Raw genomic sequence first — 25,557 nt, 5'->3', positions numbered from 1 at the left:
AGGAGGAGAACAAAGACATGTCAACCGTCCTTACTAATTTTGACACATGGAAACAATTTTTATCTGATCGTGTAGAACAGGCCAAGAGCATCGGATTAAGTGAGGATTCGATTGCTAAGCTTGCATTTGAGATCGGTTCGTTCCTAGACGAGAAAGTCGATCCCAAAAATGAGCAGCAGCGTGCACTAAAGGAAATTTGGGATGTAGGCGACGAAGAGGAACGGAAAACGATTGCAAGGCTAATGATAAAGCTTGTACAAAAATCGTAACCTTTTTCATTGCAGAAAGGCCTCCCGAAACGGAGGCTTTTCTGCAAATATAAGAAAGTATAAGTTTTCTCCATACATTGCTTATATTTCAGAAGGAAGAAACTTGCTTCGCCGCCAAGGACGGCGTTAGCCGTTTCTTCTTGAATGTTTGATATCATGATTGCAGGAATTTGACGAATATTGTAGAATAATCTTTTGATACTTGTTCTCGCACTTATTATAATCCTCAAGAGAGGTGCCCTTATGGAGTACAAACAGTGGTATATGGAATATAAGATACATAAGAATCGACCAGGTTTATTAGGGGACATTGCTTCTCTGCTTGGTATGCTCGAAGTTAATATTTTAACGATAAACGGCGTTGAGAACCGGACAAGGGGTATGCTTCTGCAAACAAACGATGATGAGAAGATCGAGATTCTCGGTAGAATGCTGCAGAAGGTTGAGAATATTACGGTATTGAAGCTTCGCGAGCCTAAACTTGTTGATATTCTTGCCGTACGGCACGGTCGCTATATTGAACGTGATTCCGATGATCGGAAGACATTTCGTTTTACACGGGATGAGCTTGGTATGCTTGTCGATTTTCTAGGAGAAGTGTTTAAGCGTGAAGGAAATCAGGTTATTGGCTTGCGTGGGATGCCGCGGGTAGGAAAGACGGAATCTATTATTGCCGGCAGTGTATGCTCGAACAAGCGCTGGGCTTTCGTTTCTTCGACACTTCTTCGTCAAACGGTGCGCAGTCAGCTTTCTGATGAAGAGATGAATCCGAACAATATTTTCATTATTGATGGTATTGTAAGCACGATTCGCTCGAATGAGAAGCATCATGCACTGCTGCAAGAAATTATGGCAATGCCTTCAACAAAGGTCATTGAACATCCGGATATCTTTATTAAAGAATCAGCTTATGATATTAGCGCCTTTGATTATATTATTGAGCTGCGCAATACACCAGATGAGGAAATTTCATACGAATCATTCACAACTGGATTTAACGACTTTTAGAAGGAGGAGGTGTGGTCATGTCGGATTTGGGTGCTTTGCTGCGTAAAGCAAGGGAACAGCGAGGCTATTCTCTCGATGACATTCAAGAATTGACTAAAATACGCAAACGATATTTGGAAGCCATCGAAGAGGGTAATTACAAGGTACTTCCGGGGTCATTTTATGTGCGTGCTTTTGTGAAAAACTATTCAGAGACGGTAGGACTAGATGCAGATGAAGTCCTTCGATTGTATCAGAAAGAAATCCCGTCAGCTGTCCCTGAGCAGGTCGTAGAGCCCATTCAGCGACCGCGCCGATCCCAGACACAATCGTCCGATCGATTGAGCCGTTGGGGTTTCCGTATGCTCATGTGGTCCTTTCTGCTATTAATTGTTGTTCTTGTTTACGTCTATGCAATTGCTAAGCCAGGCGATAAGGTGAATTCTGCGGATCAGACCAAAATGACCGACCAGACAAAGGCACCTGATGCAGGAACACCTCCAACAGGTAATAAGACCAATGGAAATACGACGACTAAACCAAATACGGGAACAGGAACAGGAACAGGAACAGGAACAGGAACAGGAACAGGAACAGGAACAGGAACAGGAACAGGAAGCACTGTAACGCCTACGCCTCCCACTGTGCCTGACCAAGTGGTGACTCAGACGACACTTACTCTTCAACGTACATCAGGACGAACGGACTATTATGAGGTATCGCCAGTTGGCAAACATACCATCGAGTTCAAAACCTCCGGAGGCAGCACTTGGGTAGGTATTAAAGAGAAGAATAAAAGTGGGAAATACATCCTCACTCAAACTTTGAAGGACACCGAAGTTGCTTCTCGTGAGGTTGAAGGGCCAGTATATTTGAATGTCGCGCATGCGAATGTCGTTGAAATCACAGTTGATGGTGTATTAATTGATGATGGGAATAAGACAGGCCCTCGAAGAATGCAGCTTAATTCCCCAGCAGATACAAACACTGCCACTCCTTAGAGGCGTTCATTTATTGCATGTAAGGGTATCTTTCCTGCTATAGGCGGGGAAGGTGCCTTTTCTTGTCGCTAAGAATCGGTTATAATACGTCACAGGATAAACATGATTAAGGAGTTGCTACACGTATGAGTTCAGAAAGTTCATTTGATATTGTGTCAAAGGTAGATATGCAGGAGTTAATCAACGCGGTCTCTCAAGCTGAGAAGGAAATCGAAAGCCGATTTGACTTTAAAGGCAGCAAGAGTAGTATTACGATCGAGAAAGAAGAGCTTGTAGTCATCTCGGACGATGATTACAAATTGAAGAGTGTTATCGACGTGCTCCAGACTAAAATGGTAAAGCGTGGCGTTCCCATTAAAAACCTGGAATATGGTAAAGTGGAGTCGGCTTCTGCGGGTACCGTTAGACAGCGTATTACACTGAAGCAGGGTATCGAGCAGGATATATCAAAAAAGATCAACATTCTCATTCGTGACTCCAAGCTCAAAGTGAAAAGCCAAACGCAAGGTGACCAAGTGCGTGTCACTGGCAAGAGCCGCGACGATCTTCAGGCGGTTATGAATCTGCTTCGTGCGGAGGATCTAAAGATTGAATTGCAGTTTACGAACTATCGCTAGTGCTTCATTTAGGATGGTTTAAGTCCCTCTATCCAGCGCTCGAAGAGCGAAAGGTGGGACTTTTTCCTATTTTGACACCGTTTGGGCCTTGTATTATACTTGTTAAGATAGCTTTACGCAGGAATTTGGGGGATTATAATGACTGAACGAGTAAAAGTTGTAACATTAGGCTGTGAGAAAAACCTTGTTGATTCGGAGATTATGTCGGGTCTTATTAATGAACGTGGCTACCAGTTAGTCGATCAGGCGGATGACGCTACAGTTATCATTGTGAATACATGTGGTTTTATTGATGCTGCAAAAGAGGAATCTGTGAATACCATATTGGATATGGCAGAGTTTAAGCAGACCGGAAGACTCAAAGCACTAATTGTGTCGGGCTGTTTAACGCAGCGTTACAAGAAACAACTAATGGAAGAGATGCCCGAGATCGATGGAATTGTAGGTACGGGTGACTTTCATCATATTAATGACATCGTCGATGAAGCACTTCGCGGCAAGAAACCGGTCAAGGTTGGGAACCCGGTATTTGACTATGATCAGAAGCTGCCTCGTCTTGTAACGACGCCGCGTTACACCGCTTATGTCAAAATCGCAGAAGGCTGTGATAATGCTTGTACATTCTGTTCGATTCCGATTATGCGCGGTAATTTCCGTAGTCGTTCTATAGAATCGATTATCGCTGAAGTACAAATGCTCGCTGATCAAGGCGTCAAGGAAGTTAGCCTAATTGCTCAGGATTCAACCAATTACGGAACGGATTTGTACGATAAGTTTATGCTTCCAGAGCTGCTCAATCGAGTGAGTGAAGTAGAAGGTATCGCATGGGTAAGATTACATTATGCATACCCAGGCTTTTTCACAGATGAGCTGATTGAAACCATCGCAACCAATTCTAAGGTCTGCAATTATATTGACATGCCGCTTCAGCATAGTGAAGACTCAATCTTGAAGCGTATGCGTCGTCCAGGTCGCCAACGGGATACGAGGGAACTAGTTGCCAAGATTCGCGCAAGCATACCTGACGTAGCGCTAAGAACGTCAATTATTGTAGGTTTTCCTGGTGAAACCGATGAGGATTTTGAGCGGTTGTGCGACTTTGTTAAAGAAATGAAGTTTGATCGTCTGGGTGTGTTTACGTATTCCAATGAAGAAGATACACCGGCGGTACGTCTTCCTAACCAAGTTCCAGACGATGTGAAAGAATGGCGTTCCAACACATTAATGGAGATTCAACGCGAAGTATCCAAGTATAATAGTGGCAAACATATCGGTAGTGAAATCGATGTGCTTGTTGAGCGTTATGATGGAAGAAGCGATGTCTACATCGGTCGTTCCCCTTATGATGCTCCTGAGATCGACGGGGAAGTCTTTATATCAAACTGTACGGCTGGTATCGGCGAAATTCAAAGAGTGCGGATAACGCATGCCTTCGAGTTTGATATGTCCGGGGAGGGGCTAGCGTGAATATAGCTAACCGAATTACGCTCATCCGTATTTTTTTAGTGCCCATTATTATGGTTTTGCTTCTTATCAATGTTAATTTGAAGCCACTGACAATATCAGGCTCTGATTTCTCGATTACTTGGAATCAGATTCTAGCTGCGATTGTTTTTATAGTCGCAGCAAGTACGGATGGTCTCGATGGCTATATTGCACGTAAAAGAAAAATCGTCACTAATTTGGGAAAGCTTTTAGATCCTTTGGCTGATAAGCTTCTTGTGGCAGCTGTTCTAATTTCTCTTGTAGATATGGCTAAACTGGATGCGTGGATTGCTATTGTTATCATTAGCCGAGAGTTCGCGGTCACAGGCCTTAGGCAAATTGCATTGCTAGAAGGTACAGTACTGGCTGCGAGTAAATGGGGGAAATGGAAAACAGCTGTTCAAATCACAATGATTATTGTATTGCTGTTGAATAATTTCCCTTTTGCCTTCCTGCATATTCCGTTTGATCTCATTTCCAGTTATGCGGCGGCACTTATTACGGTCTATTCGGGTATTGATTATTTTGTTAAGAATAAGAATCTTATCCCGCTCACGGGACAATAAGCAGGTTTTTTACAAGCGAGCATCATTCCTTCGTTATTTGGAGGCATGGTGCTTTTCAATATTATTGACAACATCGAATAGGAGCTGTTGGGATGCGTGCTGAAATTATTGCTGTAGGAACTGAACTTTTACTCGGGCAAACGGTGAATACGAACGCGACTTATTTGTCTCAAGGGCTCGCTGAGCTAGGAATTGACGTTTATTTTCAAACGGTTGTTGGAGATAATGCGGCGCGGATTCGTCAGGCCATAGAGCTTGCGCGAACACGTGCTGATTTGATTATGTTCACGGGCGGTCTTGGGCCAACATTAGATGATTTGACGAAAGATGCACTCGCTGAGTATTTGAATAGACCGATACATATTCACGAGCCTTCCATGGTCAAAATTGAAGCTTTATTCTCCAGCCGCGGCATTCACATGGTGGAGAGCAATCGCAGACAAGCGAACATGATTGAGGGCTGTGATCCCCTTGATAATAATGCAGGGCTGGCTGTTGGCAATGCCCTGACAATTGATGGTACCCATTATCTACTTCTTCCTGGCCCCCCTCGTGAAATGAAACCGATGTTCGATGGTCCGGCTAAAGCATGGCTTCGAGAGATATTGGGTGAAGAGCGCAAACTTTATTCGCGCTTGCTTAAATTTGCAGGTATCGGAGAATCCAGCTTAGAGCAAGCCATCATCGATTTGATTGAGCAGCAATCGGATCCTACGATAGCGCCGTATGCCAAAGAAGGTGAAGTTGCCCTTCGAATTTCTACTAAAGCTATTTCAGAGCAGGAAGCAGTAGTCCGACTTGATCAAGCGGAAGCTCAAATTATAGAGCGTGTAGGCAAGCATCTATATGCCCGTGAAGACATTCCGTTAGAGGAAGCTGTAATTAGACTCCTTAGAGGGTCAGGACGCAAGCTAGCTAGCGCTGAAAGCCTAACAGGAGGGTTGTTCGCAGAGCTCGTTACTAATATTCCTGGGAGCAGTGGAGAATTTGTGGGGGGCGTAGTGACTTATACGAATTTAATGAAGCATAAGCTGCTAGGCATCCCCATGGCTCAGCTTGAAGGTCCAGGTGCTCCGGGCGCTGTGAGTGAATCAACGGCCTCTCTGATGGCGGAGCGGGTTAGAGAGCTTACGGGCAGCGATTATGGTGTCTCGATGACAGGAGTTGCGGGTCCTTCCGAGTCCGAGGGCAAGCCTGTTGGGCTTGTATACTTCGCCATATCAGAGCTAGGGAAGCCGACCATCGTACATACAGCTCAGATGAGTGGAAGTCGTGGCATAATCCGTGTCCGCGTGGCAAAAGCAGTCCTTTATCGACTTTGGCAGGTTTTGAATAAGGTGGAATAGAAGATTCTTGATTTTCTGGAAACGGAAAATATTGCTAAAATATTTGCTAAAATGCTTGCCATCCGGACAAGCTTCGTCTATAATCGACATTAGTAAACGGAAGAACCGTGGCGAAGATTACTTTGCTGCGGTTCTTTTTTTATTGCTCATTTGGCCGATGAGAAAAATAAGAATATATGTTCGTAAAAAGTCTTGTCAACGCAATCAAAACAAGGTATCATAAAACTATAAATGATAAAAGGATGTGAGTTCGTTGGCAGATCGTCGCGCTGCACTCGAAATGGCTTTACGTCAAATAGAGAAACAATTCGGTAAAGGTTCCATCATGAAGCTCGGAGAATCTCCACATATGAAAGTTGAAACGGTCTCCAGTGGATCTCTTGCCTTAGATATTGCCCTTGGAATCGGTGGCTTACCAAGAGGTCGCATTATTGAAGTATATGGCCCGGAATCATCAGGTAAGACAACAGTTGCTTTGCATGCTATTGCAGAAGTACAGCGTGCTGGCGGACAAGCTGCTTTTATCGATGCGGAGCATGCTTTGGATCCTGTATATGCCAGTAAGCTGGGTGTTAATATTGATGAATTACTGCTTTCACAGCCGGATACGGGTGAGCAGGCGCTTGAAATTGCTGAAGCGCTCGTACGCAGCGGTGCAGTAGATATCGTTGTTGTGGATTCCGTCGCTGCGCTCGTACCAAAAGCGGAAATCGAAGGCGAGATGGGTGATTCTCATGTCGGCTTGCAAGCACGTCTGATGTCACAGGCACTTCGTAAGCTATCTGGTGCAATTAGTAAATCGAAGACGATTGCCATCTTTATTAACCAATTGAGGGAGAAGATTGGCGTCATGTTTGGTAATCCGGAGACAACGCCTGGTGGACGCGCACTCAAGTTTTACTCCACCATACGGCTAGATGTTCGTCGGATTGAAACGATTAAGCAGGGCAACGATATGGTGGGTAACCGGACCCGTATCAAAGTCGTTAAGAATAAAGTGGCACCACCATTTAAACAAGCGGAGATCGATATCATGTATGGTGAAGGCATTTCACGTGAAGGAAGCCTTGTTGATATTGGTGTAGAGATGGATATTGTTCAGAAGAGTGGCGCTTGGTTCTCCTACAACGGCGAACGTCTTGGACAAGGTCGTGAGAATGCGAAGCAGTACTTGAAGGATCATAAGGATATTGCTGCTACAATTGATAAGCAAATTCGTGATGCGAGCAATGTTTCGGAGAACGCAACAAATGCTAACTTCAGTGAAGATGATGAGTCTGAGGACGATTTGGATCTGGAATAAACTCGACGTGCTTTGAAGACTTTCTATAGATTGCCAGAAGAGCACCTATTCTATTTGGGTGCTCTTCTGCATTGAGGGACAGGACAGATGAGAAGGGGGAACGAAACGGATGTACGAAGATGAAGAACTGGAAGAACAAGCTGATGAGACTTTAGAAGAAGGCATCATACGGATTACCGCGATTAAGCAAGATCGTAAGGAAAAGAATCGTTATCATATTTATGCTTCCGATCAGGAGGAGCCATTCACTTCCGTACATGAGGATTTGTTAATCAAATACCGTCTGTTGAAGGGAAGAGAAATTCACCCGGAGGAATTAAAGCAGCTAGCTGAAGAGGATAGTCGTCATCGGGCTTACGTGATGGGTCTTTCGTACCTTGGTGCAAGACCTAGGACTCATAAAGAGATTTCTCGGTACTTGGCTCGCAAGGGCATCGATGAGGAAGCCTCCGAGAAAGCGATTGAACGATTAAAGCAGGAGAGACTTGTTGATGATACATCTTATGCCAATCGGTTTGCCACTGAGCGAATGAGCAATCAATTAAAAGGTAGAAGACTCTTGCGACAGGAATTGGAGCAGCGAGGTATTGATAGATCTACGGCCAAAGAGGCTTCCGATCAGCTTGACGAGGAATCAGAGGCGGAGGTAGCCATTCGTGCTGCCAGTAAAAAATGGCCTTATATAAAAGGTGAACCACATGAGAGAAGACACAAACTTGCTGGGTTTTTGCTTCGTAGAGGGTTCCCGAGTGAGATCGTTAAGCGTGCAATAAATGCAGTCTCGCAAGGGATGGAAGATGATGAAGAAGGGCATATGCTTGACAATTGATTTTCACAAAAGATAAAATGAGTTTGTATTCTTTCATTTTGAATCAATTTTCCTTCCAAAAATGGATTCAAAACGATTATTTTCGTCAAATTTTATTTGTATGGTTCGGGTTGAAAACCGGTAGAAAACAAAATATCGTCCCAAGCGTTTGCTTTGGTGAATGCAACGAGGAGGTGAGAAAGATGTGGTATATCTGGCTCCCGATCACACTCGTTGTTGGTGTTGTTTTCTTTGGGATCGGTTATTTTATTCGAAAGTCGATCGCCGAGGCCAAGATTTCAAGCGCCGAGCAGGCCGCAAGTCAAATTGTTGACAATGCGAGGAAAGAAGCAGAAGCGCTGAAGAAAGAAACGGTTCTCGAAGCGAAAGACGAGGTCCACAAGCTCCGTACCGAGGCTGAGAGAGATATTCGCGAACGTCGTAATGAGGTACAGCGTCTTGAAAGACGACTTCTCCAAAAAGAGGAGTCAATGGATAAGAAGATAGAAGCGCTGGAACGCAAAGAGGAACAAGTAACCAACAAAGAGAAACGGATCGAGGAAACGCAAGATCAAATCGATACGCTCTACAAACAACAGCTTCATGAACTTGAGCGGATTTCGAACTTGTCCATGGAAGATGCTAAACAGATTATCTTGAATAATGTTGAGCAGGAAGTGCGTCATGAAACTGCTCAAATGATTAAAGAAATCGAACAGCAAGCCAAGGAAGAAGCTGATAAGAAGGCTCGCGACATCATTTCCCTCGCCATCCAACGGTGTGCGGCGGATCACGTGGCGGAGACGACGGTATCTGTTGTTTCCTTACCTAATGAAGAGATGAAGGGTCGTATTATCGGTCGTGAAGGTCGTAATATTCGTGCTCTAGAAACATTGACCGGTATCGATCTCATTATCGACGATACTCCGGAAGCAGTAATCTTGTCTGGCTTTGATCCGATTCGTCGTGAAATTGCTCGTACTGCACTTGAGAAGCTCGTCGCTGACGGACGTATCCATCCTGCTCGTATTGAAGAGATGGTGGAGAAATCACGTAAAGAAGTGGACGAACGTATTCGCGAGTACGGTGAGCAAGCGACATTCGAGGTTGGCGTTCATGGTTTGCATCCGGATTTAATCAAAATTTTAGGTCGTTTGAAGTATCGTACCAGTTACGGTCAGAACGTCCTGAAGCATTCAATGGAAGTTGCTTATTTGACTGGTCTTATGGCAGCCGAGCTAGGCGAAGATATTACACTAGCCAAACGTTCTGGTTTGCTTCATGACATTGGTAAAGCGCTCGATCATGAAGTGGAAGGCTCACATGTCGAAATTGGCGTAGAGCTAGCAAAGAAATACAAGGAGCATCCGGTCGTCATTAATAGTATCGCATCCCATCATGGTGATTGTGAGGCGACATCGGTTATTGCTATGCTTGTTGGTGCTGCTGATGCTCTATCCGCAGCGCGACCTGGAGCTAGAAGAGAAACACTCGAAACGTACATTAAACGTCTTGAGAAGCTTGAAGACATTTCGGAATCGTTCGAAGGTGTTGAGAAATCATACGCAATCCAAGCCGGACGTGAAGTACGCGTCATGGTCCAACCGGATAAAATCGACGATACGGAAGCGTTCCGTCTAGCACGTGACATTACGAAGAAAATCGAGAGTGAACTCGATTATCCGGGTCACATTAAAGTGACAGTCATTCGCGAAACTCGCGCGGTCGAATACGCTAAATAAAAAACAAATATAGGAATCAAACTAGAAAAGTGGCTGCTTGTCGGCCACTTTTCTAGTTTATATAAGAGAGGTTATGAGATGAACGTTTTATTTATTGGTGACATTGTCGGTAACGTTGGCAGAAGTGCAGTCAAAAAGGTACTACCCTTGCTTAAGAGTAAATATAATCCGCATATCATCATTGCTAATGGTGAGAATGCGGCCGCAGGCAGAGGAATAACGGCAGCAATTGTCAAGGAATTGCTGGATGCAGGTGTACATGGGATTACGATGGGGAACCACACTTGGGATAATAAAGATATTTTTGAATGGATCGATGATCAACCGCGTATTGTTCGCCCGGCGAATTTCTCCGAAGAAGCTCCAGGACAAGGCTCAACTGTTATTAAGGCGAATGGTAAAGAGCTAGCTATTGTAAATCTACAGGGTAGAACATTTCTTCCCCCAATCGATTGTCCTTTTCGCAAAGCAGACGAGCTTGTTGATCAGCTGAGAGCAACAACTAAATGTATTCTTGTTGATTTTCATGCAGAAGCGACCTCTGAGAAGATCGCGATGGGCTGGTACTTGGATGGACGTGCATCGCTTGTTGTTGGAACGCATACCCATGTACAGACTAATGACGATACTATATTACCAAATGGTACCGCTTATCTAACGGATGTAGGCATGGTGGGCTCGAAGGAAGGCGTGCTGGGAATGGAACGAGCCGCTGTTATATATAAATTTAAGACACAGCTGCCTGCTCGCTTTGTTGTGGATGAAGGAGATTGGCATTTCCACGCTGTATTGCTGGATATCGATGAAGCAACTGGAATGACGAAAAAGATTCAAAAGATTCGTTTATTGGAAACGGATCTCATGTTTCTATAATCGACATTTCAACTGTGAATCTTTGAAAAATCTCACAATTCAGAATAATTTGAGAACAACCTGGGAATAAAGAAGGAATTTTCTAGCCTCTCTCGAATACTTATGATAACAGTGGTTCACCATCATTCCCGAGGAGGTACTTTCCATGGATGTCTTAAAAGTTTCAGCAAAGTCTAATCCAAATTCCGTTGCAGGGGCGCTGGCCGGTGTTCTACGTGAACGCGGAGCAGCGGAGTTGCAAGCGATCGGGGCTGGTGCGTTGAATCAGGCGATAAAAGCGGTGGCAATTGCACGAGGCTTCGTTGCACCAAGCGGTGTGGACCTCATTTGTATCCCAGCCTTTACGGATATTGTGATTGATGGTGAGGATCGGACGGCAATCAAATTGATTGTTGAACCAAGATAATTTCCTAATTATGAGTTGCAAAATTATGAGTTACAATGCGAGAGCCAATGAACCTGTTTACTTCGTAGACAGGTTTTTTTTGTGCGAAAACCGCCAGGCGAAACCTTATGAAGGGTGGAAATTTGAATGGGTATGAAGGCTATGCAAACAACGGATTTTCATTGTGATGTCCTGTGGAAGCTGCTGGAGAACAAGCAATTGTCTTTCGTGAATGATACAAGCAATAAGCTGGATGTGACTCTGCCAAGGTTAATGGATGCGAGATCCGTGCTCCAGACATTCGCAATTTACATACCTGATGAAATGGAGAAGTCGATGGTTCCTATTTTACAGAGCATTGATTTATTCAACCGTAAAGTACTTACAGCACCCGGAGTCACGTTCGTTCGAACATCCCAAGATGCGGCTAAGCTCATACATAGAGGATCAATCGGTGCCATGCTTTCACTTGAAGGGGCAGATGGGCTGCAGGGTGATCCTGCTATGCTGCGTATTCTTTACAAGCTTGGTGTTCGTGCCATCGGTTTAACTTGGAATCATGCGAATTGGGCAGCTGATGGCGTCCTGGAGCCAAGACAGGGAGGACTTACAAAAAAAGGCATGGCTATTGTAGAAGAATGCAATTCCTTGGATATACTAGTAGATGTGTCACATCTATGTGAGCAATCATTTTGGGATGTGGTGAATAAATCGACAAAGCCATTACTTGCTTCTCACTCCAATATGAGGTCAGTTTGTAATCATCCAAGAAATTTGACGGATGATCAGGCTCGGGCTATGATTGCGATGGATGGTTTAATAGGATTGACCTTTGTTCCTCAATTTGTTAGCTCCGGGGGGGCTGCCACGATAGACGATGTTCTGAAGCATGTGGAGCATCTCTGCGAGTTAGGTGGCAAGGATCATCTCATGTTTGGATCTGATTTTGACGGCATAGATAACCATGTGATAGGACTATCGCACCCAGGTGAGGTTAATAATTTGATGGAGGCGCTCCTGCAGGGTTATCCGGAACAGCAGGTAAAAGCTTTTTTTGTAGATAATACAATTGGCTTTTTAACGAAGCATCTGCCCAAAGAATGATTTTCCTACTATCCAATCTCTTTATGATATGGAATCAATCGAAAAGAACTATTTGAGAAAATAGCGTTTACATCTTGCTTTTTAGTACCTGCAGACATAAAATTTACTTGACTATAGAAAAGAAAAATAGATATGCTGTGTTGAATAATGTCGAAGATGAGTACGTTCATCAAGAAGAGGAGATGGGCATTTTGATTAGTCAATTGTCTTGGAAAATCGGGGGACAACAAGGTGAGGGCGTTGAAAGTACAGACCGTATTTTCTCAACAGCACTCAACCGACTTGGCTACTATTTGTATGGGTACCGTCATTTCTCGTCCCGTATTAAAGGTGGTCACACGAATAACAAAATTAGAATAAGCACCAAACCAATGCTAGCAATCTCTGATGATTTAGATATTTTGGTTGCATTCGACCAAGAGAGTATTGATCTGAATGCGCATGAACTACGTCCAGGCGGCGTTGTTGTAGCGGATGCTAAATTCAATCCCGTACTTCCAGAAGGCATTAATGCTCGTTTGTTCCCAGTACCTATTACGTCGATTGCCGAAGATCTTGGCACTTCGCTAATGAAAAACATGGTAGCGTCCGGCGCTTCTTGGGCGCTTCTAGGTCTACCAATCGACGTTTTCAATAAAGCGGTAGAAGAAGAGTTTGGTCGTAAAGGTGCAGCAATCGTTGAGAAGAATATCGAAGCGGTTAAACGCGGAGCTGATTTCGTTCTGGAGCTTGCGGGTGGTCCGTTGGAGGATTTCCAGCTTGAGCCTGCAGATGGCAAGCAGAAGCTGTTCATGATCGGCAACGAAGCAATTGGTCTTGGTGCGGTTGCAGGCGGCTGCCGCCTCATGTCAGCCTATCCTATTACGCCAGCTTCGGAGATCATGGAGTACTTGATCAAGAAACTGCCTAAATTCGGCGGTACAGTCATTCAGACCGAGGATGAAATCGCAGCAGTAACCATGGCAATCGGTGCTAACTATGCGGGTGTTCGTACAATGACCGCTTCTGCAGGCCCTGGCTTGTCTCTAATGATGGAGGCGATCGGTCTTGCAGGAATGACAGAGACTCCGCTTGTAATCGTTGACACGCAGCGTGGAGGTCCTTCAACAGGCTTGCCAACTAAACAAGAGCAATCAGACTTAAACGCTATGGTCTACGGAACGCATGGCGAAATTCCGAAGATCGTAATCGCGCCTGCTTCTCTGGAGGATTGCTTCTACGATACGATTGAATCTTTCAATCTTTCAGAAGAGTATCAGGTTCCTGTTATCCTAATGACTGACCTTCAGCTCTCGCTTGGTAAACAATCCTGTGATGAGCTTGATCTTAATAAAGTACCTATTAGCCGAGGTAAGCTTGTACGTGAGCTGCCGGAGCTTGAAACCAATCAGCTGTTCAAACGTTATGAGCTAACAGAGGATGGCGTTTCACCACGTGTCATTCCTGGCGACAAGAACGGAATTCACCATGTCACAGGAGTAGAGCATGATGAGACAGGTCGACCTTCTGAGAGTTCGATTAACCGTAAGAAAATGATGGATAAACGTCTTGGGAAGCTAGATGGCATGTACATCCGTGATGCCGTTCGCGCTGATGCTCCTTACGACACTCCTGATCTTCTTGTTATCGGAATGGGTTCCACGGGTGGAACGATCGACGAAGCTCGTATTCGCCTCGAGAAGGATGGAGTGAAGACGAACCATATTACGATCCGTCAAATTCATCCGTTCCCGACGGAATTGGTTAAGCCTTATTTACAAAGTGCGACGAAGGTCGTTGTACTTGAAAATAATGCGACAGGCCAGCTTGCCGATCAAGTCAAGCTTCATGCTGGATACGCTGAGAAGATCAGCAACCTCCTGAAGTATGATGGTAACCCGTTCTTGCCTTCAGAAGTGCACAAAGCATGTAAGGAGTTGGTCTAAGATGGCAACATTTAAGGAGTTTCGTAATAATGTGAAGCCTAACTGGTGCCCAGGCTGCGGAGATTTCTCCGTTCAAGCGGCTATCCAGCGTGCAGCAGCAAACGTAGGTCTTGAGCCTGAAAGTCTTGCTGTTATCTCCGGTATCGGCTGTTCTGGCCGGATCTCTGGTTACATCAATGCATATGGCCTGCATGGTATCCATGGACGTGCACTTCCGATCGCGCAAGGCGTTAAACTAGCTAACCGCGAATTGACTGTTATTGCCTCTGGTGGGGATGGTGACGGCTTTGCAATCGGTATGGGACATACCGTTCATGCGATTCGCCGTAACGTTGACGTAACATACATCGTTATGGATAACCAAATCTATGGTTTGACTAAAGGCCAGACTTCACCACGGAGTGCGGAAGGCTTCAAGACCAAGTCAACGCCGGAAGGCTCGATTGAGACGACGCTTTCACCACTTGAGATTGCTATGTCCGCTGGTGCAACGTTTGTTGCTCAATCGTTCTCCAGTGATCTGAAGCAGCTAACAGCTCTGATCGAAGCGGGTTTGCAGCATAAAGGCTTCTCCTTGATCAACGTATTCAGCCCTTGCGTTACGTTCAATAAAGTAAACACGTACGATTGGTTCAAAGAAAATATCGTGAACTTGGATCAATTCCCGGATTATGATTCTACGAATCGTGTAGGTGCTATGACTAAGATCATGGAAACAAACGGCATGCTTACAGGTCTCATCTACCAAAACAAAGAGCGCAAATCGTATGAGGATCTAGTTACCGGCTTCCAAGAAGACGGTCTAGCGAATCAAAATCTTGATTTGTCACAAGAACAATTCGAAAAATTGGTTGCTGAGTTCCGATAATCAACAAGCTGCAGATAAATAATAAAGGCATACAGTCCACTGAGGACTGTGTGCCTTTTCATACATAGAGATGGAAGGCGATGGGATTAGATGAGTAAAGTACCTGTAGGAGTATCAGCTAGACATATCCATTTGACGCAAGAGCATGTTGAGCTGCTGTTCGGTCAAGGGGCGGCGTTAACGTCAATGAAGCCATTATCACAGCCAGGGCAATTCGCTGCTAATGAAACGGTAGAGGTTATTGGGCCAAAGGGCAGCTTTCCAAAGGTTCGAATCCTTGGACCCGTACGCAATCTGACACAGCTGGAAGTATCGCGTACGGATGCTTTTAGCTTAGGCATTCATCCTCCTTTACGTGAATCGGGAAATATTGAAGGATCGGCAGGCATTACGATTAAAGGACCAGCAGGTGAGGTTACGATCGAAGAGGGCGTTATCGTAGCAGCTCGCCACATTCACTTCCATACAAGCGATGCGGAGCGTCTAGGCATCGCAGATAAGCAGCGTCTATCGGTTCGTCTATCAGGAGAACGAGGAATTATTCTAGAGAATGTGATCGCCCGCGTGTCCGAAGCGTTTGCTCTAGATCTGCATATCGACACGGATGAAGCGAATGCAGCAGGGGCAAAAACAGGCGATGAGGCTGAAATTATCGGCTAGAGTGCTGCTAACTCGGAGGCTTCAGCATGACGTTTAAAGGAAAGAAAAAGAGACAAGCCGTGTTCACGCCGCTTGTCTCTTTTTCTTTCCTTTATAATCGGGAAGCATTTTGCTATAATCATTGAATGGGTATTTCAATGTTGAAAATAACTGCTGCACGTATAGATGATAGAAGGAAGGAAGTGATTTTTCGTGAACGAGGGGACGCATAATGCCGCGGATTCGAAATCCGTTAAGAGCGAAAAGGACTTCTCCAAGTATTTTGATTTCTCCAATGCGAAGGTATTGAAGGAAGAGGATGGCCAAACGACTTATCGCATTAAAGGCCGGGATATTACGATTAATTCGGCCCCTAACTATAAAGACGAGAAACGTCGCGGTAAGGAAGGCATTCAGGTTCACTACGAATCCGCAATACCTCCTGAGATGGAGCAGTTCGGCAAAGGCAAGAAATACATGATTACGACATATGGCTGCCAAATGAACGAGCATGACACGGAAGTGATGAAGGGTATCTTCGAAGCGATGGGGTATACGGCGACTGAAGATCGCACGGAAACTGATGTGCTTCTGCTCAACACATGCGCGGTTCGTGAGAATGCAGAGGATAAGGTATTCGGAGAGCTTGGCCACTTGAAGCATTTGAAGATCGAAAAGCCTGGACTTATTCTAGGCGTATGTGGTTGTATGTCGCAGGAAGAGTCGGTTGTTGGTCGGATTATGCAGAAGCACTCCTTCGTTGATGTGATCTTCGGTACGCATAACATACATCGTCTACCTCACTTGCTGCGTGATGCGATTTTCAGCAAAGAAATGGTCGTTGAGGTGTGGTCCAAGGAGGGCGATATTATTGAGAACCTTCCTAAGAAGCGTGAGGGTATGCGCGGCTGGGTCAACATTATGTATGGCTGCGATAAGTTCTGCACGTACTGTATCGTGCCTTACACGCGTGGTAAGGAGCGGAGCAGACGTCCTGAGGATGTAATCGCTGAGGTGCGTGAGCTGGCTCGTCAGGGCTTTAGAGAGATTACGCTGCTAGGCCAGAACGTCAATGCCTATGGTAAGGATTTTGAAGATATAAGCTATAGGTTTGGGGATTTGATGGCGGATATGAGAAAGATTGATATTCCGCGTATTCGTTTTACGACGAGTCACCCACGTGACTTTGACGATCATCTAATCGAAGTGCTTGGAACAGGCGGGAATTTGGTAGAACATATTCACCTTCCTGTCCAGTCCGGAAGCACGGAGGTACTCAAGCGGATGAGTCGTAAATATTCACGGGAGATGTACCTCGAGCTGGTTGGTAAAATCAAACAAACGATTCCTAATGCCGTGCTTACGACAGATATCATCGTTGGCTTCCCCGGTGAAACGGAGGAGCAGTTCGAAGACACATTATCACTCATGCGCGAGGTGGGCTTTTCTTCGGCTTATACGTTCATTTACTCACCGCGTGAGGGGACACCAGCTGCAGAGATGGAAGATAATATTCCCGCTGAGGTTAAGAAGAAGCGTCTCGCCAAATTAAACGCATTGATCGCTGAATTAAGTCGTTCCAACAACGAAAGTATGATTGGAAAACAATTCGAGGTTCTCGTGGAAGGCGAAAGCAAGAATAACAGCCATGTCTTGTCAGGCCGTACACGAACCAACGCGTTGATTCATTTAGAAGGACCGAAGGAATGGATTGGACAATTCGTTGAGGTTCGAATTACCGAGGCACAGACTTGGTACATGAAGGCAGAAGTGATAGCCGCGCCGGTATCACAAGAAGCGGTTTCCTAATCGGCTTTCGGATTTTACCGAATTTTCACGGATAGGCAAATTTACAATAACTAATACGAGGAGTTGGATATAAAATGGCAAACGAGCAAACAGCAGCAAAGCAAGCGCATGACCACGATCACGATCACGATCATAATCACGAGGAAGGCGACGGCTGTAGTGTGCCGAAGTTCGATACGAGGGATATAATCGTCCGTGCAGACATTATGTCCAAGACGAAAGAGCTTGCCGGCATGATCTATACATCGGAGGAAGTGCAGCATTATCAACGCGCAGAGAAGCAAATTCAAGGCAATGATCGCATACAGTCTCTGATTGCTCTTATAAAGAAGAAGCAAAAGGAAATTGTTGCTTTTGAGACGACATTCAAGAACGCCAGCATGGTTGCGAAAATTGAAAGTGAAATTGAAGTGCTGCAGGATGAGCTCGACGGAATTCCGATCATCTCAGAATTTCAACAAAGTCAATCCGATATCAACTATCTGCTGCAAACAATCGTCTCCATTATCCGAGATACGGTAGCAGAAAAAATCAATGTTGAGGATGCATCACCGGTTGACCCTGAGGAATGTATCGAATAGATGTTTCTAGCTTTATGGAAAGAGCACCTGCCAGCTTGACAGGTGCTCTTTCTGCATATGCAGGTTCTATGTAGGCTGCCAAGCAGCTCAACCATCACCCTACTTTGATTAACGAATTCCACTATGATTCGATCGCTTCCATATCTGGGTTAACACGAATGCCATCATGGCAAAGACTCCACCAAGCCAGAAGCCGTAATCACGCCCAAACCCTTCATTAATAAAGCCTGCAAGGAAGGGTCCAGCAAACATGCCAACGGAATAAATGGCTTGATAAAACCCCATAGCAGTAGCCCGTTTGGAAGGTTCGAATGGCTGAATAGCGAGTCCGAGCAGCAAGGGGAAATATAAGCCCTGTGCCAGTCCGTTAAGCGCTTGTGTGACAGCTAGCCAGCCAAGCGTGGGTGAGTAAGCAATCGCAACCGTGAAGATGGCGCTGCACGCAAACCCAACTGCTATTACGTTCCAGTTTCCGTAACGAGGTGCAAGTAAGCGTCCGCTGAACAAAGAGGTAATTGCATGAGGCACCATGAAGGCAATAACGATAGCAGTCAACTGCCCTGTTGATGCACCAAGTGCGACGGCTTTAAGCGGTGTAAAGCCAAACATCGTTATAAACAAAACGCAGTGTGCCAGAATGGATAAGGTGGATACCTGGATAAGAGAAGGCGTTTTTACAACCTCATGGAGATGCTTCAGCGAAATTGGAGCGCGTGTAACCCCTTCACGGGGTTCCTTGACAGCGAAGGTCAGCACAAATCCCGTTAATCCTATGCCAATCCCTGCGTAGAAGGCCGCGTTCCAGCCATAAGCACCGGCTAACCAACCGCTTATGGTCATGCCGATCAGCTGTCCAGTGACGGTCATGAAGCTGATGTTACTCATGGCTTTGGTTGCATCCCTTGAGGCGAAGTAGGCTGCATAGAGTACAGTGAAGGCAACCCAGGCTGAAGCGCATACTCCGGACATAATTCGTCCCGCAAGCGGCCAGAGCCATGAGCCTGGTATGATAAACAGCAGACAGCTAACGGCCCCTGTTAGCATGCCAAGCATGAGGAAGGGCTTTCTTTTATGCAGCTTATCGGAGAGAAGTCCGAGAGGGAAGCGTATGAACATTTGAGTAAATCCATAGCTGCCCAGAACAAAGCCTATAAGCAGATCTGAATAACCGCCTTCCTTCATAAAGGGCGACAATATAGGGACATAGACATACAAGGTGGACCAATACAGCAGAGTAACAGTTATAAAGATGACATGATCAAGTCGTGTCGCGTGAATCGATGCTTGATCTAAGCGGTCTGCAGCTTGTGTCTGCAAATGCGTTTCACTCCTTTACAGATGAAAGCTTAAGTCTTCTAACTCTATCGTATGCCTTTTAACAGGGCAATCCTTTTTTTCTTCTTTCGCTACACGAAATCTATTCATCCATCTGCCAAAGAGCAACTAAACGGTAGGCTTTGTCGTATAAAGAACAGAGGATTGATGATTACCTGTTTATGTCAGGGGAGGAGCTTGTTAATGATGAACACGGAGCAGCAACAAGAAACCATTCGAAAGAAAAAAAGTTGGGGCCGAGAACTTCGGGACTGGGCAGTGTCACTAAGTATTGCAATAGTCGTGGCGCTGCTCATTCAGAATTATGCCTTTGCCCAGACCGAGGTGAGAAACATCTCGATGCAGCACACCCTTGTAGAAGGTCAACGATTAATTGAAGATAAGATTTCATATCACTTTGAGAAACCTAATCGTGGTGATATCGTCATTATTGATGGTCCAGAGAGCGACATTCGTCTCATTAAGAGAGTAATCGGCTTACCTGGGGACAAGCTGGAGATTAAGAATGGTGTCGTTTTTATCAATGGTGAGGCTTTAATTGAAACCTATATAAAAGGAAGCACGTTCCCAAATGGGATGTCCGTTCCTTTTATAGTTCCGGCAGATAAGGTATTTGTAATGGGCGATAATAGGGAGCATAGTGAAGACAGCCGTGCACTCGGTCCCATCGCGATTTCCAGTCTGGAGGGCAGGGCGATTTTCCGTCTATGGCCGCTTCAGAAATTCGGGAAGCTGGAGTAAGGGCGATGCCATTTACATTCTCACATCCGCTTTATTCTGTCCCCTTGTATCGGGCAGCGCCGAAATGGTTAAGTATAACGGGACTGCTGCTCGGAAGCATGGCCCCCGACTTAGAATATTTTGTCGCTATGGAGTCGTATCGAACGATTGGTCACTCTTTGGTAGGCTTTCTTATCATGGGACTTCCACTTTGTATTGCACTTGCGATTGCCTTTCATCTCGTCGTGAAGCCGGTTCTGCCTAAGTTTATGCCTTCGGCTGGTGGATTGGAGCAGTACGTAACAAGCATGACCAGCACAAGGTGGGAGATTCGTTCAGTACGTGCGTGGATTGTACTACTTGTATCGCTCTTTATTGGATTCCTGACTCATCTATTTATGGATAGCTGGACGCATCGATATGGTGGATTTGTTGAGGTCTTCCCGATCCTAAAGGAAGAAATCGCAGGTAATGGATCGTACCATTGGTTGCAATATGGCTTTTCTGTCATTGGACTTATCGTACCGGCATTTATGCTGGTGCGTCATTACTTGAAGTGGCAGGCGGTCAACAGCAGCGAAATTTCGGCGGTTGGGTTGAGGACTGCCTCCTATACAAAGACTATGCTATGGATGGGCTTAATCGTGAATGGATCTGTTTTATTGATTCTTAAATTATCGTTTGCCTACCATCGGCTTTGGTGGGGGAGTTATATTGTGGCACCCATGACCTCGCTCTTGTTCGGTTTGTTCACGGTGTCCATGCTATATAAGGCGATTCAGCATAGACGGAAGCTTGCAGGCATAGGGTCGTTATTCCTGTACGGCACCGTTATGATACTCTATAAAATACTTGAAACAACGTCCTATTGGCAGGATAGACAGCTCAGTTTATGGGTCTCCTATCTAATTACATGGTCGATTATACTTGCTTTCACTAGCTGGTTAATTACAAGACATGGGCAGCCGGAGACGAAACGCAGACAGATCCATTTCTCAGATGAAAGGTTGGCCAACAATCACTTCAAATAAAATAGAATAAAAGATTATAGAATGGGGCATTCTACCTTCGTAAAAGCAGTTATGGAGGTGTCATTCGAAGATGAAGTCCATTTTGAAACCGATACTGAGTATGATCGTACTTCTTGGATTCTTAATTGCTCAATCTCCTACCGCTGGCGCAGAGCCGGATTATGCGAAGTGGGGACGATTGGCTATGAAAGAAACGGTTAAGCGTTATCATGCCAATATCGTGGATTATAAGCATGTAGGACGAACTGGCGAAGCAAGCAAAATACCATCAGAAACATTTCGTCTGCTGCTGGATAAAGGTTCGCATAAGTTTGAAGTGACTGTCCGAATCTGGTTTGAACGTGATACAGAGCGAGTCGTCCGTATTCAATTTACAGAGGATGGAGAGGTCAATGGAAGGGCAAGACAGTACCCGTTGATTTGATAATCTTCCTGTTTCACATAAGGAGCAGCGCCCTTCATTGGATGGAGGCTGCTGCTTTTTATTTGCGTTGAAGCTGGACAGCATCCCATCTCCAAAGGTAAAATGCAGGTGTGGGTTGTATGAAATTGAATATGAGGAGTTGCTGACATATGTATGGAGAAATTACAGCAAGCGAGCTAGAAACCAAGCTTCGTGAAGGCGAGAAAATTACCGTTATTGACGTAAGAGAGCCTGATGAATGGCAATCCGGTCATATCGGCGAAGCCGTCAGCATTCCGTTATCTGAATTTGTTGAGCGGGTTGGCGAGTTGAACGCTTTTGAGGAGCCGTTTTATATGGTTTGTCGGAGTGGGAACCGCAGTGGTAAGGCATGTGATTATCTATCTGCGCAGGGCTACGAAGTTATTAATATGGTTGGCGGCATGCTTAGCTGGCCGGGCGATGTGTTAACTGGCGAATAGTAATCGCGTGAATGAGTAGAATAAGGGCATTTCCGCTTCGTGCGGAAGTGCCCTTATTCGGCATGAAGCAGCTCCTTGAGGTATAACTGAATGTAGAAAGGCAGGTAATAACGTTATGAGGCTAACAAGTGAAGATCCTATCCTGCTGTCTAGTGGTGATGAGCCAACCAAGGTCGACGAACTGGGATTAAACAAGCTGGACCCCATTCTCAAGGAATGGCAAATCAAGGACGCAATTCTGGTACATAGAGGCCAAGTGAAATGGAAGTGGCATGACAAGAAGTCTGACCGTGTAGGCGCCATCTATTCCTGTACGAAAAGCATCCTCTCCGCTTTGATTGGAATTGCGATTGAACAAGGGCATATCGCTGGGCTTGACCAGCCGATAGCGGATTATTTTGAAGAGATTCGGTTGTCCTCCGATGAACGTAAACGGTCGATCACCATCAGGAATCTGTTAACCATGACACCTGGACTGGATTGGCCGGACTTTGATAAGCCTTATTGGCAGATGAAACGAACTCGAGATTGGGTCAAATTCATTGTAGAGCAGCCTATGGGCCATGAGCCAGGGGAAGTATTTACTTATAATTCAGGCGCCTCTCATCTGCTGTCTGCCATTCTGACCAAGACAACAGAGCTGTCTGCTCTTGAATATGCGCAGCTCTATCTGTTTAATAAGTTGGGATTCCGCAAGCCCCGTTGGAACAGCTCATCCGGCATTTATGAAGGAGGAGCAGGTCTTCACCTCACCTCACTTGATATGGCCAAATTTGGTCAGCTTTATCTGCAAAGAGGCCAGTGGAATGGCGAGCAGCTTCTACCTGCAGCATGGGTGGACAGCTCAACGGCGGTTCATCATAAAGGGCTTCAGCATTACGAGCCGCAGATATTCGGTGAATATGGGTACCACTGGTGGGTTTCGCCCAAAGCGCATAATGGCGTCATCTCCTGCTATTTTGCCAAGGGGTATGGCGGTCAATATATCTTCGTTATCCCTGAACGAGAGCTAGTTGTCGTCATTCGAAGGGAAGCGGAAGATAAGAGCCGAGCGATCTTATCCAAAAAATTGCTATTCGAGCATCTCATTCCGGCGATCTCTAAGTAAATGAAAGCCAATATTAAATTGTTGGACCTTATCCTAATCGAGATGCGTATGTAAGGGAGTAGATTGCATCAGATTAGATCTGATCTAATCTGATCTGTTCATATTCCGTTCAAAAAACAATTGTATGCTGTCTTAAGCAGGCGACAAAGTCGGATTCGTACGCCAGTGATTAGGGTAGAGAGGGAATGATAGCAATGGATTCAAACAACAGTACAAACCTAGCAGTGAATAATACGAATAAAGCTGGTCAGGGATCAGCTCAGTCTGAGGAAGTGAAGCAAGGGAAAGGGGAAACAGCAAATTGGAGGGCATTCCTTCAGCTTATTCGCAACACGAAGCCGTCCATTCCCTTACTGACACTAGCCATTATAATGAGCGTGGCTTCGACGATTGTGGCGTTAGTTATTCCCTTATTCACGAAAAACCTGGTAGACGGCTTCTCATTGAGTAATCTAAGCTGGAGCCAGATCGGTGGTATCGGAGGGATCTTCATCGTCCAAACGATTGCAAGCGGGCTATCGATCTATATGCTCAATCGAATTGGACAAAAGATTGTCGCAAATCTGCGAGAACGTTTGTGGAAGAAGCTGCTTGTCCTGCCTGTTAGCTACTATGATAATCATCGGACTGGTGAAACGATCAGCCGAATGACGAACGATACCGGAGTTGTGAAGTCACTCATCGCGGAGCATACAACAGGGTTCTTTACCGGCATTATCTCGATTGTGGGATCCATCATTGTGTTGTTCTACATGGATTGGCAAATGACCACTGTTATGCTTGCCATTATTCCGGTTGCTGCAGTGTTTCTGGTTCCGCTAGGTCGGCAGATGTTCAAGATTTCTAAAGGGCTGCAGGCGGAGACGGCTTCCTTTACAACGGTTCTGACGCAGGTACTGTCTGAAATCCGCCTTGTGAAGTCCTCCAATGCGGAGGCTAGGGAGTATGATAGTGGCAATAAGCGAATTGAGAGCTTGTTCGGGTTCGGTCTAAAGGAAGCAAAGGTACAGGCTCTGATTGCTCCGCTTATGTTCTTCGTCATTATGATGCTCCTTGTGGTCATCGTTGGATATGGTGGGATGCGAGTCTCATCGGGGGCTCTGACAGCAGGCGAGCTGGTTGCCTTCATTCTATATCTCATTCAAATCGTCATGCCAATGAGTCAAATTACAACCTTTTTCACTCAATTTCAAAAGACGATCGGCGCAACCGAGCGGATTGTTGAAATACTGGATTCCGAGGAAGAGGATCATACGACCGGTAAATCTGTTGAACATGCTGATCAGCCAATCACAGTTAGCCATGTATCCTTTGCCTATGAGAAGGGCGACGCCGTATTGAGCGATATAAGCTTCCGTGTGGAGCCGGACTCTGTCACGGCTATCGTAGGACCCAGCGGTGGTGGCAAGACAACGCTCTTCTCCTTGTTAGAGCGGTATTACGAGCCAACGGCGGGTTTGATTAAACTCGGTCCCGATCCGATCGGGAGCTTCTCCTTACACGCATGGCGCAGTCTGTTCGGATACGTATCACAGGAAAGTCCGCTTATTGCGGGTACAATTCGCGATAATATCTGTTATGGCTTAGACCGTGAAGTGAGTCAAGAGGAGCTGCTGCAAGCGGCAAAGATGGCATATGCGGATTTGTTTATAGGCGAGCTGCCTAGTGGCTTTGAGACGGAGGTTGGGGAGCGGGGAATCAAGCTCTCAGGTGGTCAACGGCAGCGTATTGCTATTGCAAGAGCGCTGCTGCGTGATCCAAAAATCTTAATGCTCGACGAAGCGACCTCAAGCTTGGATAGCAAGTCAGAGGTGGTTGTACAGGAAGCGCTCAAGAACCTTATGGCTGGCAGAACAACGATCGTCATTGCCCACCGTTTATCAACGGTCGTGGATGCGGACCAGATTATTTTTGTGGAGAAGGGTACAATTACAGGTAGTGGAACCCACGCGGAGCTGCTCCAGTCCCATGAGTTGTATCGTGAATTTGCAACGCAGCAATTGCGGCTTAATGATCCAGCGGCCATCTCTCTTCCCCAAGAGGCATCATAAAACGTATAACTGGATGTACCGTTATACCTGGAACGATCATTTCCTTTACAGGAGATGGTCGTTTTCCGCTTTACGGCCAAGCAGGTCATTTGTTAAACTTTTACTAAGGTCATATCGTC

25 protein-coding genes are annotated in these 25,557 nt (G+C 45.6%); 24 read left to right on the top strand and 1 reads right to left on the bottom strand.

Annotated elements, in window-relative coordinates:
* Positions 1-17: 17 nt before the first annotated feature.
* The 18 genes from EKN16_RS10490 to EKN16_RS10405 all read left to right on the top strand — a co-directional run bounded on the left by EKN16_RS10490 (position 18) and on the right by EKN16_RS10405 (position 18,308).
* Entirely contained in the window at positions 18-269 is a 252-nt protein-coding gene (locus tag EKN16_RS10490; RefSeq protein ID WP_125656261.1) for a DUF3243 domain-containing protein, read from the top strand.
* A 243-nt stretch (positions 270-512) separates the two neighbouring features.
* On the top strand, positions 513-1,277 hold the full coding sequence (locus tag EKN16_RS10485; RefSeq protein WP_125656258.1) for a DUF3388 domain-containing protein: 765 nt from the start codon (positions 513-515) through the stop codon (positions 1,275-1,277).
* Between the two features lie 17 nt (positions 1,278-1,294).
* Positions 1,295-2,257 (top strand): helix-turn-helix domain-containing protein, encoded by a 963-nt coding sequence (locus EKN16_RS10480; protein ID WP_125656255.1) that lies wholly within the window; start codon positions 1,295-1,297, stop codon positions 2,255-2,257.
* Between the two features lie 125 nt (positions 2,258-2,382).
* Positions 2,383-2,874 carry a YajQ family cyclic di-GMP-binding protein gene (locus EKN16_RS10475; RefSeq protein ID WP_125656252.1) on the top strand — a complete coding sequence of 164 codons (492 nt, stop codon included), beginning with the start codon at positions 2,383-2,385 and terminating at the stop codon, positions 2,872-2,874.
* A gap of 138 nt (positions 2,875-3,012) precedes the next feature.
* Positions 3,013-4,341: a 30S ribosomal protein S12 methylthiotransferase RimO gene (rimO, locus tag EKN16_RS10470; protein WP_125656249.1), complete on the top strand. Its 1,329-nt coding sequence runs from the start codon at positions 3,013-3,015 to the stop codon at positions 4,339-4,341.
* Entirely contained in the window at positions 4,338-4,925 is a 588-nt protein-coding gene (gene pgsA, locus EKN16_RS10465) for a CDP-diacylglycerol--glycerol-3-phosphate 3-phosphatidyltransferase (RefSeq protein WP_125656246.1), read from the top strand. Before rimO ends, pgsA begins: the two co-directional genes overlap by 4 nt.
* Positions 4,926-5,017: 92 nt before the next feature.
* Positions 5,018-6,271, top strand: a complete 1,254-nt coding sequence (locus EKN16_RS10460) for a competence/damage-inducible protein A (RefSeq protein WP_125656243.1) — start codon at positions 5,018-5,020, stop codon at positions 6,269-6,271.
* Positions 6,272-6,524: 253 nt separating this feature from the next.
* Positions 6,525-7,574 (top strand): recombinase RecA, encoded by a 1,050-nt coding sequence (gene recA / locus EKN16_RS10455; protein WP_125656240.1) that lies wholly within the window; start codon positions 6,525-6,527, stop codon positions 7,572-7,574.
* A gap of 109 nt (positions 7,575-7,683) precedes the next feature.
* Complete coding sequence (locus EKN16_RS10450; RefSeq protein ID WP_125656237.1) at positions 7,684-8,403, top strand: regulatory protein RecX; 720 nt, start codon at positions 7,684-7,686, stop codon at positions 8,401-8,403.
* 182 nt (positions 8,404-8,585) lie between these two features.
* On the top strand, positions 8,586-10,124 hold the full coding sequence (rny, locus tag EKN16_RS10445) for a ribonuclease Y (RefSeq protein WP_125656234.1): 1,539 nt from the start codon (positions 8,586-8,588) through the stop codon (positions 10,122-10,124).
* A 78-nt stretch (positions 10,125-10,202) separates the two neighbouring features.
* Positions 10,203-10,997 carry a TIGR00282 family metallophosphoesterase gene (locus tag EKN16_RS10440; protein ID WP_125656232.1) on the top strand — a complete coding sequence of 265 codons (795 nt, stop codon included), beginning with the start codon at positions 10,203-10,205 and terminating at the stop codon, positions 10,995-10,997.
* Positions 10,998-11,142: 145 nt separating this feature from the next.
* The gene (locus EKN16_RS10435; RefSeq protein ID WP_025335291.1) at positions 11,143-11,403 is read left to right on the top strand and encodes a stage V sporulation protein S; all 261 of its coding nucleotides are present in this window, start codon (positions 11,143-11,145) and stop codon (positions 11,401-11,403) included.
* Between the two features lie 126 nt (positions 11,404-11,529).
* Positions 11,530-12,486, top strand: a complete 957-nt coding sequence (locus EKN16_RS10430) for a dipeptidase (protein ID WP_232016351.1) — start codon at positions 11,530-11,532, stop codon at positions 12,484-12,486.
* 191 nt (positions 12,487-12,677) lie between these two features.
* Positions 12,678-14,411 (top strand): 2-oxoacid:acceptor oxidoreductase subunit alpha, encoded by a 1,734-nt coding sequence (locus EKN16_RS10425; RefSeq protein ID WP_125666106.1) that lies wholly within the window; start codon positions 12,678-12,680, stop codon positions 14,409-14,411.
* A gap of 1 nt (position 14,412) precedes the next feature.
* Positions 14,413-15,279 (top strand): 2-oxoacid:ferredoxin oxidoreductase subunit beta, encoded by an 867-nt coding sequence (locus EKN16_RS10420; protein ID WP_125656229.1) that lies wholly within the window; start codon positions 14,413-14,415, stop codon positions 15,277-15,279.
* 90 nt (positions 15,280-15,369) lie between these two features.
* Complete coding sequence (gene pduL / locus EKN16_RS10415; RefSeq protein WP_125656226.1) at positions 15,370-15,939, top strand: phosphate propanoyltransferase; 570 nt, start codon at positions 15,370-15,372, stop codon at positions 15,937-15,939.
* Positions 15,940-16,131: 192 nt separating this feature from the next.
* Positions 16,132-17,727, top strand: a complete 1,596-nt coding sequence (miaB, locus tag EKN16_RS10410) for a tRNA (N6-isopentenyl adenosine(37)-C2)-methylthiotransferase MiaB (RefSeq protein ID WP_125656224.1) — start codon at positions 16,132-16,134, stop codon at positions 17,725-17,727.
* Positions 17,728-17,801: 74 nt separating this feature from the next.
* Positions 17,802-18,308, top strand: a complete 507-nt coding sequence (locus tag EKN16_RS10405; protein WP_125656221.1) for a YlbF/YmcA family competence regulator — start codon at positions 17,802-17,804, stop codon at positions 18,306-18,308.
* Between the two features lie 108 nt (positions 18,309-18,416).
* Here EKN16_RS10405 and EKN16_RS10400 read toward each other — a convergent pair whose 3' ends face one another.
* Positions 18,417-19,625, bottom strand: coding sequence for an MFS transporter (locus tag EKN16_RS10400; RefSeq protein WP_221226684.1), 1,209 nt, complete (start codon positions 19,623-19,625; stop codon positions 18,417-18,419).
* A 201-nt stretch (positions 19,626-19,826) separates the two neighbouring features.
* Between EKN16_RS10400 and lepB the strand changes: the two genes are divergently transcribed.
* From lepB to EKN16_RS10370, 6 genes are all read left to right on the top strand, one after another.
* Positions 19,827-20,384, top strand: coding sequence for a signal peptidase I (gene lepB / locus EKN16_RS10395; protein ID WP_232016350.1), 558 nt, complete (start codon positions 19,827-19,829; stop codon positions 20,382-20,384).
* A complete protein-coding gene (locus EKN16_RS10390) occupies positions 20,351-21,394 on the top strand; it encodes a DUF4184 family protein (RefSeq protein ID WP_125656218.1) in 1,044 nt (347 codons plus the stop codon). Before lepB ends, EKN16_RS10390 begins: the two co-directional genes overlap by 34 nt.
* A 70-nt stretch (positions 21,395-21,464) precedes the next feature.
* Entirely contained in the window at positions 21,465-21,818 is a 354-nt protein-coding gene (locus EKN16_RS10385; protein ID WP_125656215.1) for a DUF3889 domain-containing protein, read from the top strand.
* A gap of 149 nt (positions 21,819-21,967) precedes the next feature.
* A complete protein-coding gene (locus tag EKN16_RS10380) occupies positions 21,968-22,279 on the top strand; it encodes a rhodanese-like domain-containing protein (RefSeq protein ID WP_125656212.1) in 312 nt (103 codons plus the stop codon).
* A gap of 115 nt (positions 22,280-22,394) precedes the next feature.
* Positions 22,395-23,387, top strand: a complete 993-nt coding sequence (locus EKN16_RS10375) for a serine hydrolase domain-containing protein (RefSeq protein WP_125656209.1) — start codon at positions 22,395-22,397, stop codon at positions 23,385-23,387.
* 194 nt (positions 23,388-23,581) lie between these two features.
* A complete protein-coding gene (locus tag EKN16_RS10370; RefSeq protein ID WP_125666100.1) occupies positions 23,582-25,438 on the top strand; it encodes an ABC transporter ATP-binding protein in 1,857 nt (618 codons plus the stop codon).
* Positions 25,439-25,557 lie beyond the last annotated feature (119 nt).

Origin of the sequence: Paenibacillus baekrokdamisoli (assembly GCF_003945345.1) — a bacterium.
Lineage (GTDB): Bacteria > Bacillota > Bacilli > Paenibacillales > Paenibacillaceae > Paenibacillus_Z > Paenibacillus_Z baekrokdamisoli.
The sequence above is the reverse complement of the archived record's forward strand: the minus strand, read 5'-3'. Positions and strand labels throughout refer to the sequence as shown.